We start from the raw sequence: 17,912 nt of genomic DNA on the forward strand, positions 1-17,912 counted from the left end.
TCGGGGTGCGGAGCATTTCGGCTTCCGACTTCTGCACCAGATCGCCGATGTAGACGATGTTGTCGTTCTTCAGGCAGTTGGCCGAACGCACCGACAGCTCGAGCTCGTCCACCTTCTTGAGGAAGGCCGGGTTGAAGGCCAGATCCGGGATGATCTCCTGGGTGACTTCCTTGCGCGGCTCTTCGAAGTTGACGAAGACGTTGAGCTGATCCTGCAGGATGCGGGCGGCGAAGGCCACCGCGTCCTCGGGCGTCAGCGCGCCGTTGGTCTCGACCGTCATGGTCAGCTTGTCGTAGTCGAGGATCTGGCCCTCGCGGGTGTTCTCGACCTTGTACGACACCTTGCGAACCGGCGAGTACAGGCTGTCGACCGGGATCAGGCCGATCGGCGCGTCTTCCGGACGGTTGCGCTCGGCGGCGACGTAGCCCTTGCCGGTGTCGACGGTGAACTCCATGCGGATCTCCGCGCCCTCGTCGAGGGTGCAGAGCTGCAGATCGGGGTTCAGCACGACGATGTCGCCGACGGTCTGGATGTCACCGGCGGTGACGACGCCCGGGCCGGACTTCTTGATGACCATCCGCTTCGGGCCTTCGCCCTGCATCTTCAGCGAGATGTCCTTGATGTTCAGCACGATGTCGGTGACGTCTTCACGCACGCCGGCGATCGAGGAGAACTCGTGCAGAACGCCGTCGATGTGCACCGACTGCACCGCCGCACCCTGCAGCGACGACAAGAGCACGCGGCGCAGCGCATTGCCCAGCGTCTGGCCGAAGCCACGCTCGAGCGGCTCGGCGACCAGCGTCGCGAAACGGCTCGCGTCGCTGCCCTGGGTGACCTGAAGCTTGTTCGGACGAATGAGTTCCTGCCAATTCTTCTGGATCGTCACTGTCTCACCTTCCTGACCGGTCTGGCCTCGCGCGGAGCGCGGGCGCCGACGTCAATGGCAATGGAAACTGCGGAGCAATCCGCACCACAACTCGAACAAAGACGTCGCGGGCACAGAGGCCCGCGACGGGACTAACAGCTTAGACGCGGCGACGCTTGCGCGGGCGGCAGCCGTTGTGCGGGATCGTGGTGACGTCGCGGATCGACGTCACGGTGAAGCCCGCGGCCTGCAGCGCGCGCAGGGCAGATTCACGGCCCGAACCCGGACCAGCGACCTCGACCTCGAGGGTACGCATGCCGTGCTCTTGGGCCTTCTTGGCGACGTCCTCGGCCGCGACCTGCGCAGCGTACGGGGTCGACTTGCGCGAGCCCTTGAAGCCCATCGTGCCGGCCGACGACCAGGCAATCGCATTGCCCTGCGCGTCGGTGATGGTGATGGTCGTGTTGTTGAACGAGGAATTCACGTGCGCGATGCCCGAGGCGATATTTTTGCGCTCGCGGCGGCGAACACGTCCGGCTTCCTTAGCCATATAAGTCCCTTTCTTGCGATCTCAACGCCGCCGTAATCCCAGCGGCTCCACCAAAACAACGAATGGCGAAACGGCGAAGAGCGAATAGGAGGTCCCTACCCGCTCGCCGCCGTTCGCTATTCGCAAACTTACTTCTTCTTGCCGGCGATCGCCTTCGCCGGACCCTTGCGGGTGCGGGCGTTGGTGTGGGTGCGCTGGCCACGCACCGGCAGGCCGCGGCGATGACGCAGGCCGCGGTAGCAGCCGAGGTCCATCAGACGCTTGATGTTCATACCCGTCTCGCGGCGAAGGTCTCCTTCCACGAGGTAATCGCGGTCGATCACTTCGCGGATCTGCAGGACCTCGGCGTCGCTGAGCTGGTTGACGCGGCGATCCACCGGGATCTTCACCTTCTCGATGATGTCGGCCGCATTCTTTTGGCCGATGCCATGGATGTACTGAAGCGCGATCAGCACGCGCTTGTTGGTCGGGATATTCACGCCGGCAATACGGGCCACAGACTTCTCTCCTGTCACCGGCGCTGAGCCGGTTGATTACCTTCTCGGGTGGCGTTCACAAACGCGAACACGACGCCAACCCCCTCGCTTCTTTCGGGGCCCGGCATCGTCTGAAACCTATCCGACGGGATATCGGGCCTTATTAAAGGATTCCGCTTGACCTCGTCAACCGGAACCCGGATCGCAGTCGCAGTTTCGTTACCTTTTGACCGCTGCGGCTCCCTTTTGGGCGCCGCAGTGGTCGATTTCGTCAGTCTCTCCGGCCTCAGGCGGTCGCGGCGGCGCCAGAAGCGCCCAATCCGCCGAGAATCCGTTGAATTTCCTTGGTGACGTCGTCGATCGACATCATGCCGTCCACGGTCCGCAGCGAACCATGGGCGCCGTAATATTCCACCAGCGGCGCGGTCTGGTCGCGGTAGGCGTGAAGCCGCTTGGCCAGCGCCTCGGCGTTGTCGTCGGCGCGCGGGGTTTCGCCCCTGGCCAGCATCTCGGCGACTCGGGTCTCGACTCGCTTGAGCAGCGCGCTCTCGTCGACCCGTAGTTCGACCACGGCGTCGAGTTCGAGGTGCTTGGCCTTGAGCAGCGTATCGAGCGCCTCGGCCTGACCGACCGTGCGCGGGAAGCCGTCGAGGATGAAGCCCTTCCTGGCATCGGGCTGCTCGATGCGGTCGGAGATGATTCCGATCACCACCTCGTCGGGCACCAGCCCGCCGGCCGCCATGATGTCCTTGGCCTTGAGTCCGACCGGCGTGCCGGCCGCAACCGCGGCGCGCAGCATGTCGCCGGTCGACAGCTGGACGATGCCGTAGCGCTCGACCAGACGACCCGCCTGCGTTCCCTTGCCGGCCCCCGGCGGCCCGAGAAGGATCAGTCTCATTTCTTGCGCCCCCGCAATTTCGACTTCCTGATCAGACCTTCATACTGGTGCGCCAACAGATAGCCCTGCACCTGCGCCACGGTATCCATCGTCACACTGACGACGATGAGCAGCGAGGTGCCGCCGAAATAGAACGGCACCGATGCGTAGGAGATCAGGATTTCCGGGATCAGACAGACGATCGCCAGATAGATCGCGCCGACCACGGTGATGCGCGACAGCACGTAGTCGATGTATTCGGCGGTGCGCTCACCAGGACGAATGCCCGGGATGAAGCCGCCGTGCTTCTTGAGATTGTCCGCGGTCTCGGTCGGGTTGAACACGATCGCGGTGTAGAAGAACGCGAAGAACACGATCATCGAGACGTAGAAGATCAGAAACAGCGGCCGGCCGTGGCCGAACTGCGTCACGATCCACTGGAACCACTCCGGTCCCTTCCCCGCGTTGAAGTTCGCGATCGTGGTCGGCAGCAGCAGCAGCGACGACGCGAAGATCGGCGGGATCACGCCCGAGGTGTTGAGCTTGAGCGGCAGATGCGAGGACTGGCCCTCGAACATCTTGTTGCCGACCTGGCGCTTCGGATACTGGATCAGCAGCCGGCGCTGGGCGCGCTCCATGAACACGATGAAGGCGATGACCACCACGGCCATCACCAGCACGATCAGGATCAGGCCGGTCGACAGCGCGCCCTGACGGCCGAGCTCGAGCATGTTGGCCAGCGCCGACGGCAGCTCGGCGACGATGCCGGCCAAGATGATAAGCGAAATGCCGTTGCCGATGCCGCGCGAGGTGATCTGCTCACCCAGCCACATCAGAAACATGGTGCCGCCGGTCAGCGTGATCGCGGTCGACAGCCGGAAGAACAGGCCCGGGTCGGACACGACGTTGCCGGCACCTTCGAGACCGACGGCGATGCCATAGGACTGGAACAGCGCCAGAATCACGGTGAGGTAGCGGGTGTATTGATTGAGCGTCTTGCGGCCGCTCTCGCCTTCTTTCTTCAGCGCCTCGAGCTGCGGCGACACGGTCGTCAGCAGCTGCACGATGATCGACGCCGAGATGTACGGCATGATGTTGAGCGCGAAGATCGCCATGCGGTGGATACCGCCGCCAGCGAACATGTTGAACATGCCGAGAATGCCGCCGGCCTGCTGGCGGAACACCTGCTCCCAGATGTTCGGATCAATGCCGGGCAGCGGGATGTAAGTGCCGAGGCGATAGACCAGGAGCGCGCCGAGCGTGAACCAGATCCGCTTCTTCAGCTCCTCGGCCTTGCCGAGGGCCGAGAAGTTGAGATTCGCCGCCAATTGTTCCGCTGCAGAGACCATGTCCGGCTTTCTCCCGCGCACCTCGCCGTCAGTCCCGCCGGGCGCGGGAAACGAGCTGGCGCCGGGTCTCAATTAGGTGCAAGCACCGCAAAAATCCACCGCGCCATAAGGCATTCGCCCGCCATAACAGCGGGCGATGACGGCGAATTTACGCGGCCTCGCCTTCTTCCTGCTTCGGCGCCAGAATCTTCACCGAGCCGCCGGCCTTCTCGACCGCCTCGATCGCCGACTTGGTGGCGCCGTGGACTTCGATGTTGACCTTGGCCTTGAGCTCACCGCGGCCGAGCAGACGCACGCCGTCGAGCGAGCGGCGCAGCACGCCGGCTTCGACCAGCGCCGCGGCGTCGATCGTCTTGCCGGCATCGAGCTTCTTGGCGGTGATCGCGTCCTGCAGCCGGTCGAGATTGATCTCGGCGAAGTCGAGCGCGAAGATGTTGTTGAAGCCACGCTTCGGCAGGCGCCGATGCAGCGGCATCTGACCGCCTTCGAAGCCCTTGATACGCACGCCCGAGCGCGCGGTCTGGCCCTTGCCGCCACGGCCGCCGGTCTTACCCTTGCCCGAACCGATGCCGCGGCCGATGCGCATGCGCTTCTTGCGCGAGCCGGCGTTGTCGGAGATCTCGCTGAGCTTCATCGCTCTGCCCTCTTACTTCTCGTCGACGACGCGAACGAGGTGTTGAACCTTGGCGATCATGCCGCGAACTTCAGGCGTATCCTGCAGTTCGGTAACGCGACCGATCTTGTTGAGCTTCAGGCCGATCAGCGTCTCGCGCTGCGAGTGATGGCGCCGAATCGGGCTGCCGATCTGCTCGACCTTGATCTTGTTTGCGGCCTTGGCCATCTCGTTCACTCCGATCGAGTCTTGTCAGAAGACCGCGTGATCGCGTTCGATCACGCTGTTAGTCGGCGACCACTTCGGCATCGCCGCCGACGCGGCGGGCCTGCAGGGTGGAAACCTTGAGGTTACGGCGAGCCGCGACGGAACGCGGCGAGTCGAGGTGCTTCAGCGCGTCGAAGGTTGCGCGAACCATGTTGTAGGGGTTCGACGAACCGATCGACTTCGCCACCACGTCCTGGATGCCGAGCGTCTCGAACACGGCGCGCATCGGGCCGCCGGCAATGATGCCGGTACCGGCCGGAGCGGCACGCAGATAGACGCGACCGGCGCCGTGACGGCCGGCGATGTCGTGATGCAGCGTACGACCCTCGCGCAGCGCGACGCGGGTCAGATTGCGCTTCGCCGACTCGGTCGCCTTGCGGATGGCTTCCGGCACTTCGCGCGCCTTGCCATGGCCGAAACCGACGCGGCCCTTCTGATCGCCGATCACCACCAGCGCAGCGAAGCCGAAGCGCTTACCGCCCTTCACCACCTTCGCCACGCGGTTGATGTGGACGAGCTTGTCGACGAACTCGCTGTCGCGCTCCTCGCGATCCCTGCTCCGTTCGCGGCCGCCGCGTTCGCGTTCACCTGCCATGTGCGTTTTCCGATCTCTAACGAGGCGCCGGGCCTCGATCCAATATCCGTTCGAACCCGAAACTTAGAAAGTCAGACCGCTCTCGCGGGCCGCATCCGCCAGCGCCTTGACGCGGCCGTGATACAGATAGCCGCCGCGGTCGAACACCACTTCCTTGACGCCCTTCTCTACCGCGCGCTCGGCGAGCAGCTTGCCCACCGCCTTGGCGGCGTCGATGTTGGCGCCGGTGTTGCCGGCTTCGCGCAGCGTCTTCTCCAGCGACGACGCCGAGGCGAGTGTCTCGCCCTTCAGATCGTCGATCACCTGGGCGTAGATGTGCTTCGACGAGCGAAACACCGAGAGCCGCGGGCGGCCGCTCGCGGTGCGACGCAAAGCGTTGCGCACGCGGTTTTTGCGCCGGGCATTGGTAACCTTCATCTTCGACATGACCGGCTCCGTTACTTCTTCTTGCCTTCCTTGCGGAAGATGAATTCGTCGGCGTAGCGAACGCCCTTGCCCTTGTAGGGCTCCGGCGGACGATAATCGCGGATCTCGGCGGCGACTTGGCCAACCTTCTGGGAGTCGATGCCGGCGACGTTGATTTCGGTCGGCTTCGGCACCGTGATGGTGATGCCTTCCGGGATGTCGTAGAGCACGTCGTGGCTGTAACCGAGCGCGAGCTGCAGCTTCTTGCCCTGCAGCGCGGCGCGATAACCGACGCCGGTGATCTCGAGCTTCTTCTCGAAGCCCTTGGTGACGCCCTCGACCAGGTTGGCGATCTGCGCCCGCGCGGTGCCGTACAGCGCCTGAGCGCGGTTCGTCTCGGCGCGCGGCGCCACCTTCACCTGGCCGTCCTCGAACTTGACGTCGACGTCGTCGTGCACGACGAACTGAAGCTGGCCCTTCGGCCCCTTCATCTTGACGGTCTGACCCTCGACGGTCGCCGTCACACCGGACGGCACCGAGACGGGCTTCTTGCCAACGCGTGACATGGTCGATCCTTCTCAAAATCCTTGAATCGGCGCGGCGCTCGAAGCGCCGGCGCGATTAGAACACCGTGAACAGCACCTCGCCGCCGACATTGCNGTCGCGCGCATCGTGATCGGCCATGATCCCCTTCGGCGTGGACAGCACCGAAATGCCGAGGCCGTTGTTGACGCGCGGCAGGTTCTTCACCGAGGCGTAGACCCGGCGGCCCGGGCGCGACACGCGCTCGATTTCGCGGATCACCGGCTCGCCGTCGAAATACTTCAGCTCGATCTCGAGCTCGCTGCGGCCCGACGGATGCTCGACCGTGGCGTAGCCGCGGATGTAGCCTTCCGACTTCAGCACTTCGAGCACGTTGGCGCGCATGCGCGAACCCGGCGTCGAGACCTTGGACTTCGAACGCATCTGCGCATTGCGGATGCGGGTGATGAGATCGCTGATCGGATCGTGCGTGGACATCTGACGACCCTCCCCTTACCAGCTCGACTTCACGAGACCCGGGACCAGGCCCTTGGAGCCGAGCTCACGGATCGCGATGCGGCTCAGCTTGTTCAGCCGGTAGACCGAACGCGGACGACCGGTGACTTCGCAGCGGTTGCGGATGCGCGTCGCCGACGAGTTGCGCGGCATCTCGGCGAGCTTCAGCGTCGCCGCGAAGCGCTCTTCCATCGGCTTGTCCTTGTCGGCGATGATCGCCTTCAAACGCGCGCGCTTCGGCGCAGCGTTCTTGGTCATCTTCTTGCGCCGGTTGTTCTTCTCGACTGAACTCTTCTTTGCCATCTGTGGCTCCTGGGTTTCCGCGTTTGAGATGCTTGTCAGCGTCTCACTGCCGGAACGGGAAATTGAAAGCGGTGAGCAGAGCGCGGGCCTCGTCGTCGGTCTGCGCGGTGGTGCACACCGTGATGTCCATGCCCCACGACTCGCCGGTCTTGTCGAAGTCGATTTCGGGGAAAATGATGTGTTCCTTGATGCCGAGCGAGTAGTTGCCACGGCCGTCGAAGCTCTTCGGGTTCAGGCCGCGGAAGTCACGCACGCGCGGCAGCGCGACCGTGATCAGGCGGTCGATGAACTCGTACATCTTGGCGGCCCGCAGCGTCACCTTGCAGCCGATCGGCTGGTTCTCACGCAGCTTGAAGGTCGAAATCGCGACGCGCGAATAGGTCACGACGGCCTTCTGACCGGCGATCAGCGACAGATCGGCGGCCGCCTGCTCGGCCTTCTTGCGGTCGTTGACCGCCTCGCCGACGCCCATGTTCAGCACGACCTTGTCGAGCTTCGGCACCTGCATGGCGTTGGCGTAGCCGAACTTCTCGGTCAGCGCGGCGCGGATGCTGCGGTCGTATTCCGTGCGCAGCCGCGGAGTGTAAGCGGTCTCAGCCATCGATCTCTGCTCCCGAGCTCTTGGCGATGCGGACCTTCTTGCCGTCCGCCAGGATCTTGAATCCGACGCGGGTCGGCTTGCCGTCCTTGCCGACCACCGCGATGTTGGACAGGTGGATCGGCGCCTCTTTCGAGATGATGCCGCCCTCCTGGGTCTGGGTCTGCTTCTGGTGGCGCTTGACGATGTTGATCCCGCGCACCAGCGCCACATTGGCGTCCGGACGCACTTCAAACACCTCGCCGGTGCGGCCCTTGTCGCGGCCGCTCAGCACCATCACCTTGTCGCCCTTGCGAATCTTGGCGGCCATTACAGCACCTCCGGCGCCAGCGAAATGATCTTCATGTGGTTCTTGGCGCGCAGCTCGCGCGGCACCGGCCCGAAGATACGGGTGCCGACCGGCTCGGACTGATTGTTGATCAGCACGGCGGCGTTGCGGTCGAAGCGGATGACGGAGCCATCGGCGCGGCGGATGTCCTTGCGGACACGGACCACCACGGCCTTCATGACGTCGCCCTTCTTCACCTTGCCGCGCGGAATGGCTTCCTTGATCGAGACCACGATAACGTCGCCCACGGTGGCATAGCGGCGCTTGGATCCCCCAATCACCTTGATGCACATGACACGGCGTGCGCCGGAATTATCGGCCACGTCGAGGTTGGTCTGCATCTGAATCATTGATGCACCTCGTCCTCTCTCTGCTGCGCTCTCGCGCGCTAAAAACTGATGCGCGGATGCGCTTTAGGCGGTCTTCTTCGGTTCGCCCCGGACCACGGTCCAGCGCTTGAGCTTGGAGATCGGCTTGCTCTCCTCGATCCACACCATGTCGCCCGGATGGAACTGATTGTTCTCGTCGTGGGCGTGGTAGTTCTTCGAACGGCGGATCGTCTTCTTGTAGATCGGGTGGGTGAAGCGCCGCTCCACCAAGACCACCACGGTCTTGGCTTGCTTGTCGCTGACGACCACGCCCTGCAGGGTCCTCTTCGGCATGTTGCGCGTCCTTACTTCGTCTTGCCGGCGCGCTTCTGCGCGGCGATGGTCTTGATGCGGGCGATGTCGCGGCGAGCCTCGCGCAGCCGCGAGGTGTTCTCGAGCTGACCGGTGGCGCGCTGGAAGCGCAGGTTGAAGCGCTCCTTCTTCAGATTGACGATCGCGTCGTCCATCTGGTCTTCGCTCATCGCGCGAATGTCGGCGGTCTTCATCTCGGCCATGACGATTACTCCGCGATGCGCGCGACGAAGCGCGTCTTGATCGGCAGCTTGGCGGCGGCCAGCGTCAGCGCTTCCTTGGCGATCTGCTGGGTGACGCCGTCGATCTCGAACATCACCCGGCCCGGCTTGACGCGCGCGACCCACAATTCCGGCGAACCCTTGCCCGAGCCCATGCGGACTTCGGCCGGCTTCTTCGACACCGGAACGTCCGGGAACACGCGGATCCAGACGCGGCCGGCACGCTTCATGTGACGGGTCAGAGCACGACGGGCGGCTTCAATCTGCCGCGCGGTGACGCGCTCCGGCTCCATCGCCTTGAGGCCGAACTGACCGAACGCCAAGGTAGCGCCCGACGACGCGACGCCGTGGATGCGGCCCTTGTGCGCCTTGCGGAACTTGGTTCTCTTTGGTTGCATCATGGCTTTACGCCCTCAATTCCTATGCTCGGCCGATCAGGCGGCGTCGCGACGCGGACGCGACGGGGTGCTGTCGCCTTCCGCCATGCGCTTGTCCTGGGCCATCGGATCGTGCTCGAGGATCTCGCCCTTGAAGATCCAGACCTTGACGCCGCAGGTGCCGAAGGTGGTGAACGCGGTGGCGACGCCGTAGTCGATGTCGGCGCGCAGCGTGTGCAGCGGCACACGGCCTTCGCGGTACCATTCCATGCGGGCGATTTCAGCGCCGCCGAGACGGCCCGAGCAGTTGATGCGGATGCCCTCGGCGCCGAGACGCATCGCCGACTGGACGGCGCGCTTCATGGCGCGGCGGAACGCGACGCGGCGCTCGAGCTGCTGCGCGATCGACTCGGCGACCAGCGTGGCGTCGAGCTCCGGCTTGCGGATTTCGACGATGTTGATCACCACGTCCGACGAGGTGATGTCGGCGACCTTCTTACGAAGCTTGTCGATGTCGGCGCCCTTCTTGCCGATCACCACGCCCGGACGCGCCGAGTGGATCGTCACGCGGCACTTCTTGTGCGGACGCTCGATCACGATGCGAGCCACCGCGGCCTGCTTCAATTCCTTGTGCAGGATCTCGCGGATCTTGACGTCTTCGTGCAGCAGCTTGCCGTACTCGTTCTTGCCGGCGTACCAGCGCGAGTCCCAGGTCCGGTTGATGCCCAGCCGCAGCCCGATCGGATTGATCTTTTGACCCATCGAAAGTCTCTCTTTAGGCGCTAGCTTCGGCTTCGACCTGACGAACGACGATCGTCAGTTGAGCGAAGGGTTTGAAGATACGGCCGGAGCGGCCACGGCCGCGCGGCGAGAACCGCTTCATCACGATGCCCTTGCCGACGTGGGCCTCGGACACGATCAGCGCATCGACGTCGAGGTCGTGATTGTTCTCGGCGTTGGCGATCGCCGATTCCAGGCACTTCTTGACATCGACCGCGATCCGCTTGCGCGAGAACGTCAGGTCGGCGAGCGCCGCCGCAGCCTTGCGGCCGCGGATCAGCTGGGCGACGAGGTTGAGCTTCTGCGGCGAGACGCGAAGCATACGAGCTACGGCCTTGGCCTCGTTGTCGGGCAGAGCCCGCTCACGCTTTTCTTTGCTCATTTCTTGGCCTTCTTATCGCCGGAGTGGCCGTGGAACGTGCGGGTCGGCGAGAACTCGCCGAACTTGTGCCCGACCATTTCCTCGTTCACCGCCACCGGAACGTGCTTCTGGCCGTTGTAGACGCCGAACGTCAGTCCGACGAATTGCGGCAGAATGGTCGAGCGGCGGCTCCAGATCTTGATGACGTCGTGACGGCCCGACGCGCGCGCGGCATCGGCCTTCTTCAGCAGCGAGGCCTCGACGAACGGGCCTTTCCAGACTGAGCGAACCATGTCCGGCTTCCTTACTTCTTCTTCCGCTTGTGGCGGCTGATGAGAATGAACTTGTCGGTCGACTTGTTGGACCGGGTCTTCTTGCCCTTGGTCGGCTTGCCCCACGGAGTAACCGGGTGACGGCCGCCCGAGGTGCGGCCTTCACCGCCGCCGTGCGGATGGTCGATCGGGTTCATGACGACGCCGCGGTTGTGCGGGCGGCGACCCAGCCAGCGCTTGCGGCCGGCCTTGCCGATCGAGATGTTCATGTGGTCCGGGTTCGACACCGCGCCGATCGTGCCGGTGCAGCGACCGTGGACCAGGCGCTGCTCGCCCGAGTTCATGCGCAGGATGACGTAGTCGTGGTCGCGGCCGACGATCTGCGCGTAGGTGCCGGCCGAACGCGCCAGCTGACCACCCTTGCCGATCTTCAGCTCGACGTTGTGCACGATGGTGCCGATCGGCATGTTGCCGAGCGGCATGACGTTGCCCGGCTTGACGTCGACATAGGCGCCCGCCACCACGGTGTCGCCGACAGCGAGGCGCTGCGGAGCCAGGATGTAGGCCTGCTCGCCGTCTTCGTACTTGATCAGCGCGATGAACGCGGTGCGGTTCGGATCGTATTCGAGACGCTCGACCTTGGCCGGAACATCGACCTTGGTGCGCTTGAAATCGACCAGGCGATAGGCCTGCTTGTGGCCACCGCCGCGGAAACGAACGGTGATGCGGCCGGTGTTGTTACGACCGCCCTTCTCGCTCTTGCCCTCGGTCAGCGCCTTGACGGGCTTACCCTTGTAGAGCGCCGAACGATCGACCATCACCAGCTGGCGCTGGCCCGGCGTCGTGGGGTTGAAAGTCTTCAATGCCATGATCGGTCCCGCCTCACAGCCCGGTGGTGACGTCGATGCGGTGGCCCTCTTCGAGGGTCACGACCGCACGCTTGGTGTCCGACTGGGTGCCGAAGGTGCCGCGGAACGCCTTGGTCTTGCCCTTGCGGACCAGCGTGTTGACGCTCTTGACCTTGACGTCGAACAGCTTCTCGACGGCTTCCTTGATCTGCGGCTTGGTGGCGCCGCCCTGCACCTTGAACACGACCTTGTTGTGCTCGGACGCCATCGTCGCCTTTTCGGTGACGACCGGCGCGACGATCACGTCGTAATGGCGCGGATCGATGGATTTCATTTGAAGCGCGCCTCCAACGCATCGACAGCCGCCTTGGTCAGCACCAGCTTCTGACGGCGCAGAATGTCGTAGACGTTGATGCCCTGGATCGGCAGCACGTCGACGTTCGGAATGTTGCGGGCCGCGGTGGCGAAGCCGGCATTGACCTCGGCGCCGTCGATCACCAGCGCGCTCTGCAGGCCGAGACCCGCGAGCTGGCCGACCAGCGTCTTGGTCTTGGCGGCCTCGAGCTCGGCCTTGTCGACAACGATCAGGCTGCCGGCCTTGGCCTTCGCCGACAGCGCATGCTTCAGCGCCAGCGCACGAACCTTCTTCGGCAGGTCGATGGCGTGCGAACGCACCACCGGGCCGAAGGCGCGACCGCCGCCGCGGAACTGCGGCACGCGCTGCGAGCCGTGACGAGCACCGCCGGTGCCCTTCTGCTTGTACATCTTCTTGCCGGTGCGCCAGACTTCGGCGCGGCCCTTGGCCTTGTGAGTCCCGGCCTGGCGCTTGGCAAGCTGCCAGATCACGCAGCGCTGGATGATGTCCTGGCGCGGCTCGAGACCGAAGATGGCGTCGGACAGCTGGACCGAGCCGGCTTCCTTGCCTTCAAGAGTGGTGATCTTCAATTCCATCTCACGCACCCTCCTGCTCGGCGGCCGGAGCCGCGTCGCCGCCATCGGCGAGCCGGAACTTGCCCGGCTTCGGCGCGTCTGCCGGCAGCGTCTTCTTCACCGCGTCGCGAACGCGAATCCAGCCACCCTTGGTGCCGGGCACAGCGCCCTCGACCAGGATCAGGCCGCGCTCGACGTCGGTCTGCACCACACGCAGGTTCAGCGTGGTGATACGATCGACGCCCATGTGGCCGGGCATCTTCTTGTTCTTGAAGGTCTTGCCGGGATCCTGACGGCCACCGGTCGAACCGATCGAACGGTGCGACACCGACACGCCGTGAGTGGCGCGCAGACCGCCGAAATTCCAGCGCTTCATACCGCCGGCGAAGCCCTTACCGGTCGAAGTGCCGGTGACGTCGACGAACTGGCCGACGACGAAGTGATCGGCCTGAATCTCGGCGCCGACCGGGATCAGCGCGTCCTCGGACACGCGGAACTCAGCGACGGTGCGCTTCGGCTCGACCTTGGCGGCGGCGAACTGGCCGCGCTCCGCCTTCGGCATGTACACGGTCTTGCGCGAGCCGGACCCGACTTGCAGCGCGACGTAGCCGTTCTTGTCCTTGGTGCGATGACCAAGCACCTGGCAGTTGCCAAGCTTCAGCACGGTCACGGGGATATGTTCGCCGGCCTCTGTAAAGACCCGCGTCATCCCGACCTTCTGTGCGATCACTCCGGAGCGCATCGGCGTGCTTCCTGTTCCTTCTGTCCGTTCGAAAACCGGACTGTCCAATCAGTTAGAGCTTGATCTCGACGTCGACGCCGGCGGCGAGGTCGAGCTTCATCAGCGCGTCCACCGTCTGCGGGGTCGGATCGACGATGTCCAAGAGGCGCTTGTGAGTGCGCATCTCGAACTGCTCGCGGCTCTTCTTGTCGACGTGCGGCGAACGGTTGACGGTGAACTTCTCGATCCGGGTCGGCAGCGGGATCGGCCCGCGCACCTGCGCACCGGTTCGCTTCGCGGTGTTGACGATCTCACGCGTCGACGTGTCGAGAATGCGATGGTCGAACGCCTTGAGGCGAATGCGAATATTCTGGCCGTTCATTGCCGTGTCTTTCTCTAGGAGCGAGTAGTGATTAGCGAGTAGCGAGTAGCTGTCGCTACTCGCCATTCTCTATTCGCTGTCTTTACTCGATGATCGCCGCAACCACGCCGGCGCCCACCGTGCGGCCGCCTTCGCGGATGGCGAAGCGCAGCTTTTCTTCCATCGCGATCGGCACGATCAGGTGCACTTCCATGGCGATGTTGTCGCCCGGCATCACCATCTCGGTGCCTTCCGGCAGATGCACGACGCCGGTCACGTCGGTGGTGCGGAAGTAGAACTGCGGACGATAGTTGGTGAAGAACGGGGTGTGACGTCCGCCCTCTTCCTTGGTCAGGATGTAGGCCTCGGCCTTGAACTTGGTGTGCGGCTTCACCGAACCCGGCTTGCACAGCACCTGGCCACGCTCGACTTCCTCACGCTTGGTGCCGCGCAGCAGGCAGCCGATGTTGTCGCCGGCCTGGCCCTGATCGAGCAGCTTGCGGAACATTTCGACGCCGGTGCAGGTCGTCTTCTGCGTCGGGCGGATGCCGACGATTTCGATTTCTTCACCGACCTTGACGATGCCGCGCTCGACACGACCCGTGACAACGGTGCCGCGGCCCGAGATCGAGAACACGTCTTCGACCGGCATCAGGAACGGCTGGTCGACCGGACGCTCCGGCTGCGGGATGTAGCTGTCGACGTTCTTCATCAGCTCGAGAATGGCGTCGTGGCCGAGCTTCGGATCCGAGTTCTCCAGCGCAGCAAGCGCCGAGCCCTTGACGATCGGAATGTCGTCGCCCGGGAAGTCGTACTTCGACAGAAGCTCGCGCACTTCCATCTCGACGAGTTCGAGCAGTTCCGGATCGTCTACCATGTCGCACTTGTTCAGGAACACCACCAGCGCCGGCACGCCGACCTGGCGGGCCAGCAGGATGTGCTCGCGGGTCTGCGGCATCGGGCCGTCGGCGGCCGACACCACCAGGATGGCGCCGTCCATCTGCGCCGCACCGGTGATCATGTTCTTCACATAGTCGGCGTGGCCGGGGCAGTCGACGTGCGCGTAGTGGCGGTTCTGCGTCTCGTACTCGACGTGCGCGGTCGAGATCGTGATGCCGCGCGCCTTTTCTTCCGGCGCCTTGTCGATCTGGTCATAGGCCGTGAACGTCGCACCGCCCGTCTCCGCCAGAACCTTGGTGATCGCCGCCGTCAGCGACGTCTTGCCATGGTCGACGTGACCGATCGTCCCGATGTTGCAATGCGGCTTCGTACGTTCAAACTTTGCTTTGGCCATCGCTCTCTCCGTTCAGTCGCAGCTTACGCCGGCGACAATCAGGCAAACTTCTTCTGGACTTCAGCCGACACGTTGGCCGGCGCTTCCGCGTAGTGGTCGAACTGCATAGTGAAGTTCGCCCGACCCTGGCTCATCGAGCGCAGGTTGTTGACGTAACCGAACATGTTCATCAGCGGCACCATCGCGTTGATCACGTTGGCATTGCCGCGCATGTCCTGGCCCTGGATCTGGCCGCGCCGCGAGTTGAGGTCGCCGATCACCGAACCGGTGTAGTCTTCCGGGGTGACGACCTCGACCTTCATGATCGGCTCGAGCAGGACCGACTTGCCCTTCTGCAGTGCTTCGCGGAACGCGGCCCGCGAGGCGATTTCGAAGGCCAGAGCCGACGAGTCGACGTCGTGGTACTTGCCGTCGACCAGCGACACCTTGACGTCGACGACCGGGAAGCCGGCGACGACGCCCGACGACAGCACGCTCTCGATGCCCTTTTCGACGCCGGGGATGTATTCCTTCGGCACCGCGCCGCCGACGATCTTCGACTCGAACACGTAGCCGGTGCCCGGCTCGGTCGGCTCGACGACGAAGCTCACCGCAGCGAACTGACCGGTACCACCGGTCTGCTTCTTGTGGGTGTAGTCGACTTCGGCCTTCTTGGTGATGCGCTCACGGAACGCCACCTGCGGCGCACCGATGTTGGCGTCCACCTTGTAGGTGCGCTTCAGGATGTCGACCTTGATGTCGAGATGGAGTTCGCCCATGCCCTTGAGGATGGTCTGGCCGGACTCCTGGTCGGTCGACACGCGGAACGACGGATCTTCCGCCGCCAGCTTGGCCAGCGCGACGCCGAGCTTTTCCTGGTCGGCCTTCGACTTCGGCTCGATCGCGATCTCGATCACCGGCTCCGGGAATTCCATCTTTTCGAGGATGACCGGGTTGGCGGGATCGCACAGCGTGTCGCCGGTGCGGGCTTCCTTGAGGCCGGCCAGCGCGACGATGTCGCCGGCATAGGCTTCCTTGATGTCTTCGCGGTTGTTGGCGTGCATCAGCAGCATGCGGCCGATGCGCTCCTTCTTCTCGCGGGTCGAGTTCACCACGCCGGTGCCGCTCTGCAGGATGCCCGAGTAGATGCGGCAGAAGGTGATGGTGCCGACGAACGGGTCGTCCATGATCTTGAACGCGAGCAGAGCCAGCGGCTCCTTGTCGTCGGCCTTGCGCACGACTTCGTTGCCGTCCTCGTCGGTGCCTTTGATCGCCGGCACGTCGACCGGCGACGGCAGGTAGTCGACGACGGCGTCGAGCAGCGGCTGCACGCCCTTGTTCTTGAAGGCCGAGCCGCACAGCACCGGATAAAACGCGCCAGTCAGCACCGCCTTGCGGATCAGGCGCTTCAGCGTGGCTTCGTCGGGCATGTTGCCGTCGAGATACGCGGCCATGGCGTCGTCATCGAGCTCGACGGCGGCTTCCACCATCTTCTCGTGATATTCCTTGGCCTGGTCGAGCAGGTCGGCCGGGATCTCTTCGTCGTGGAACTTGGCGCCGAGCGCCTCGTCGTCCCACACCACCGCCTTCATGCGGACGAGGTCGATCAGGCCCTTGAAGTTGTTCTCAGCGCCGATCGGCAGCTGGATCGCAACCGGCTTGGCGCCGAGGCGGTCGACGATGTCGGCCAGGCACTTGAAGAAGTCGGCGCCGGTCTTGTCCATCTTGTTGGCGAAGACGATGCGCGGAACCTTGTACTTATCGCCCTGGCGCCAGACGGTCTCGGTCTGCGGCTCGACGCCCTGGTTGGAGTCGAGCACGCACACGGCGCCGTCTAGCACGCGCAGCGAACGCTCGACTTCGATGGTGAAGTCGACGTGGCCGGGGGTGTCGATGATGTTCAGACGCTTGCCGTTCCAGAACGCGGTCGTGGCGGCCGACGTAATGGTGATGCCACGCTCCTGCTCCTGCTCCATCCAGTCCATCGTCGCGGCACCTTCGTGCACTTCGCCGATTTTGTGGCTCTTGCCGGTGTAATAGAGGATGCGCTCGGTCGTCGTGGTCTTGCCGGCATCGATGTGGGCCATGATGCCGAAGTTGCGATAGTCCTCGATGGCGTGTGCGCGGGGCATGACGTCTTCCTTGATTCCGGTGCTTCGCCGTTACCAGCGATAGTGCGAGAACGCGCGGTTGGCTTCCGCCATCTTGTGCACGTCTTCACGCTTCTTGACGGCGTTACCGCGGTTGTTCGAAGCATCGAGCAACTCGGCGGACAGACGCTCCGTCATGGTCTTTTCGTTGCGGCCGCGAGCGGCAGCGATCAGCCAGCGGATACCGAGAGCCTGGCGGCGGGTCGAGCGAACTTCGACCGGCACCTGGTACGTGGCACCACCGACGCGGCGGGAGCGGACCTCGATGGTCGGCATCACGTTGTCGAGCGCCTGCTCGAACACGCCGAGCGGCGGCTGCTTGGTCTTGGCTTCGATCAGGTCGAAGGCGCCATAGACGATGCCTTCGGCAACCGACTTCTTGCCGGCGTACATCACCGAGTTCATGAACTTGGTGACGACGATGTTCCCGAACTTCGGATCCGGGAGAACTTCGCGCTTCTCAGCTGCGTGACGACGGGACATGGATGCTCTCCCCGCTTACTTCGGACGCTTCGCGCCGTACTTCGAACGGCGCTGCTTACGGTTCTTGACGCCCTGGGTGTCGAGGACGCCGCGGAGGATGTGGTAGCGCACGCCCGGCAAGTCCTTGACGCGGCCGCCGCGGATCATGACCACGGAGTGCTCCTGCAGGTTGTGGCCCTCACCCGGGATGT

Annotated in this window: 28 protein-coding genes and 2 pseudogenes; all 30 read right to left on the reverse strand. The window is 64.1% G+C overall.

The window, feature by feature from the left end; translation table 11 throughout:
* Window positions 1-886: DNA-directed RNA polymerase subunit alpha (locus I5M_RS13550; protein WP_022721888.1), on the reverse strand; the 886-nt coding region annotated here is incomplete at its 3' end.
* A 139-nt stretch (window positions 887-1,025) separates the two neighbouring features.
* Window positions 1,026-1,415, reverse strand: a complete 390-nt coding sequence (gene rpsK / locus I5M_RS13555; protein WP_022721889.1) for a 30S ribosomal protein S11 — start codon at window positions 1,413-1,415, stop codon at window positions 1,026-1,028.
* A gap of 128 nt (window positions 1,416-1,543) precedes the next feature.
* Entirely contained in the window at window positions 1,544-1,912 is a 369-nt protein-coding gene (rpsM, locus tag I5M_RS13560) for a 30S ribosomal protein S13 (protein WP_011503562.1), read from the reverse strand.
* A gap of 268 nt (window positions 1,913-2,180) precedes the next feature.
* Window positions 2,181-2,789, reverse strand: a pseudogene (locus I5M_RS13565) (adenylate kinase); the annotation flags it as partial.
* A complete protein-coding gene (secY, locus tag I5M_RS13570; protein WP_022721892.1) occupies window positions 2,786-4,117 on the reverse strand; it encodes a preprotein translocase subunit SecY in 1,332 nt (443 codons plus the stop codon). The pseudogene I5M_RS13565 and the gene secY, both read right to left, overlap by 4 nt.
* Before the next feature lie 148 nt (window positions 4,118-4,265).
* Window positions 4,266-4,751, reverse strand: coding sequence for a 50S ribosomal protein L15 (rplO, locus tag I5M_RS13575; protein ID WP_022721893.1), 486 nt, complete (start codon window positions 4,749-4,751; stop codon window positions 4,266-4,268).
* A gap of 12 nt (window positions 4,752-4,763) precedes the next feature.
* Entirely contained in the window at window positions 4,764-4,958 is a 195-nt protein-coding gene (gene rpmD / locus I5M_RS13580; protein ID WP_031336309.1) for a 50S ribosomal protein L30, read from the reverse strand.
* Between the two features lie 58 nt (window positions 4,959-5,016).
* Window positions 5,017-5,592: a 30S ribosomal protein S5 gene (rpsE, locus tag I5M_RS13585; protein WP_022721895.1), complete on the reverse strand. Its 576-nt coding sequence runs from the start codon at window positions 5,590-5,592 to the stop codon at window positions 5,017-5,019.
* 63 nt (window positions 5,593-5,655) lie between these two features.
* Window positions 5,656-6,018 carry a 50S ribosomal protein L18 gene (gene rplR, locus I5M_RS13590; RefSeq protein ID WP_022721896.1) on the reverse strand — a complete coding sequence of 121 codons (363 nt, stop codon included), beginning with the start codon at window positions 6,016-6,018 and terminating at the stop codon, window positions 5,656-5,658.
* Window positions 6,019-6,029: 11 nt separating this feature from the next.
* Window positions 6,030-6,563, reverse strand: a complete 534-nt coding sequence (rplF, locus tag I5M_RS13595) for a 50S ribosomal protein L6 (protein WP_022721897.1) — start codon at window positions 6,561-6,563, stop codon at window positions 6,030-6,032.
* 55 nt (window positions 6,564-6,618) lie between these two features.
* Entirely contained in the window at window positions 6,619-7,017 is a 399-nt protein-coding gene (gene rpsH / locus I5M_RS13600) for a 30S ribosomal protein S8 (protein WP_022721898.1), read from the reverse strand.
* A gap of 15 nt (window positions 7,018-7,032) precedes the next feature.
* Window positions 7,033-7,338, reverse strand: a complete 306-nt coding sequence (gene rpsN / locus I5M_RS13605; RefSeq protein ID WP_022721899.1) for a 30S ribosomal protein S14 — start codon at window positions 7,336-7,338, stop codon at window positions 7,033-7,035.
* 43 nt (window positions 7,339-7,381) lie between these two features.
* On the reverse strand, window positions 7,382-7,939 hold the full coding sequence (gene rplE / locus I5M_RS13610; protein ID WP_022721900.1) for a 50S ribosomal protein L5: 558 nt from the start codon (window positions 7,937-7,939) through the stop codon (window positions 7,382-7,384).
* Window positions 7,932-8,246 carry a 50S ribosomal protein L24 gene (rplX, locus tag I5M_RS13615; RefSeq protein ID WP_022721901.1) on the reverse strand — a complete coding sequence of 105 codons (315 nt, stop codon included), beginning with the start codon at window positions 8,244-8,246 and terminating at the stop codon, window positions 7,932-7,934. Before rplX ends, rplE begins: the two co-directional genes overlap by 8 nt.
* Window positions 8,246-8,614, reverse strand: a complete 369-nt coding sequence (gene rplN, locus I5M_RS13620) for a 50S ribosomal protein L14 (RefSeq protein WP_022721902.1) — start codon at window positions 8,612-8,614, stop codon at window positions 8,246-8,248. The genes rplX and rplN overlap by 1 nt, the downstream gene beginning before the upstream one ends.
* Window positions 8,615-8,677: 63 nt before the next feature.
* Window positions 8,678-8,926 carry a 30S ribosomal protein S17 gene (rpsQ, locus tag I5M_RS13625; RefSeq protein WP_022721903.1) on the reverse strand — a complete coding sequence of 83 codons (249 nt, stop codon included), beginning with the start codon at window positions 8,924-8,926 and terminating at the stop codon, window positions 8,678-8,680.
* A gap of 11 nt (window positions 8,927-8,937) precedes the next feature.
* Entirely contained in the window at window positions 8,938-9,147 is a 210-nt protein-coding gene (rpmC, locus tag I5M_RS13630; protein ID WP_022721904.1) for a 50S ribosomal protein L29, read from the reverse strand.
* A gap of 5 nt (window positions 9,148-9,152) precedes the next feature.
* Complete coding sequence (rplP, locus tag I5M_RS13635) at window positions 9,153-9,566, reverse strand: 50S ribosomal protein L16 (RefSeq protein ID WP_022721905.1); 414 nt, start codon at window positions 9,564-9,566, stop codon at window positions 9,153-9,155.
* A gap of 33 nt (window positions 9,567-9,599) precedes the next feature.
* Complete coding sequence (rpsC, locus tag I5M_RS13640) at window positions 9,600-10,304, reverse strand: 30S ribosomal protein S3 (RefSeq protein WP_022721906.1); 705 nt, start codon at window positions 10,302-10,304, stop codon at window positions 9,600-9,602.
* A 13-nt stretch (window positions 10,305-10,317) separates the two neighbouring features.
* A complete protein-coding gene (gene rplV / locus I5M_RS13645) occupies window positions 10,318-10,704 on the reverse strand; it encodes a 50S ribosomal protein L22 (protein WP_022721907.1) in 387 nt (128 codons plus the stop codon).
* Window positions 10,701-10,976, reverse strand: a complete 276-nt coding sequence (rpsS, locus tag I5M_RS13650; RefSeq protein ID WP_022721908.1) for a 30S ribosomal protein S19 — start codon at window positions 10,974-10,976, stop codon at window positions 10,701-10,703. Before rpsS ends, rplV begins: the two co-directional genes overlap by 4 nt.
* Before the next feature lie 11 nt (window positions 10,977-10,987).
* Window positions 10,988-11,824 (reverse strand): 50S ribosomal protein L2, encoded by an 837-nt coding sequence (gene rplB / locus I5M_RS13655; protein WP_022721909.1) that lies wholly within the window; start codon window positions 11,822-11,824, stop codon window positions 10,988-10,990.
* 13 nt (window positions 11,825-11,837) lie between these two features.
* Window positions 11,838-12,137: a 50S ribosomal protein L23 gene (locus I5M_RS13660; RefSeq protein ID WP_022721910.1), complete on the reverse strand. Its 300-nt coding sequence runs from the start codon at window positions 12,135-12,137 to the stop codon at window positions 11,838-11,840.
* Window positions 12,134-12,754 carry a 50S ribosomal protein L4 gene (gene rplD / locus I5M_RS13665; protein ID WP_022721911.1) on the reverse strand — a complete coding sequence of 207 codons (621 nt, stop codon included), beginning with the start codon at window positions 12,752-12,754 and terminating at the stop codon, window positions 12,134-12,136. Before rplD ends, I5M_RS13660 begins: the two co-directional genes overlap by 4 nt.
* 1 nt (window position 12,755) lies before the next feature.
* Window positions 12,756-13,475 (reverse strand): 50S ribosomal protein L3, encoded by a 720-nt coding sequence (gene rplC, locus I5M_RS13670; protein WP_022721912.1) that lies wholly within the window; start codon window positions 13,473-13,475, stop codon window positions 12,756-12,758.
* A gap of 52 nt (window positions 13,476-13,527) precedes the next feature.
* On the reverse strand, window positions 13,528-13,836 hold the full coding sequence (gene rpsJ, locus I5M_RS13675) for a 30S ribosomal protein S10 (RefSeq protein WP_002712302.1): 309 nt from the start codon (window positions 13,834-13,836) through the stop codon (window positions 13,528-13,530).
* 82 nt (window positions 13,837-13,918) lie between these two features.
* Window positions 13,919-15,109 carry an elongation factor Tu gene (tuf, locus tag I5M_RS13680; protein ID WP_022721913.1) on the reverse strand — a complete coding sequence of 397 codons (1,191 nt, stop codon included), beginning with the start codon at window positions 15,107-15,109 and terminating at the stop codon, window positions 13,919-13,921.
* 38 nt (window positions 15,110-15,147) lie between these two features.
* Window positions 15,148-17,220, reverse strand: a complete 2,073-nt coding sequence (gene fusA, locus I5M_RS13685) for an elongation factor G (RefSeq protein WP_022721914.1) — start codon at window positions 17,218-17,220, stop codon at window positions 15,148-15,150.
* Between the two features lie 30 nt (window positions 17,221-17,250).
* Window positions 17,251-17,721, reverse strand: a complete 471-nt coding sequence (gene rpsG / locus I5M_RS13690) for a 30S ribosomal protein S7 (RefSeq protein ID WP_022721915.1) — start codon at window positions 17,719-17,721, stop codon at window positions 17,251-17,253.
* 15 nt (window positions 17,722-17,736) lie between these two features.
* A pseudogene (rpsL, locus tag I5M_RS13695) lies at window positions 17,737-17,912 on the reverse strand (30S ribosomal protein S12); the annotation flags it as partial.

This window comes from Rhodopseudomonas sp. B29, assembly GCF_000333455.1.
Taxonomy (GTDB): Bacteria; Pseudomonadota; Alphaproteobacteria; order Rhizobiales; family Xanthobacteraceae; genus Rhodopseudomonas.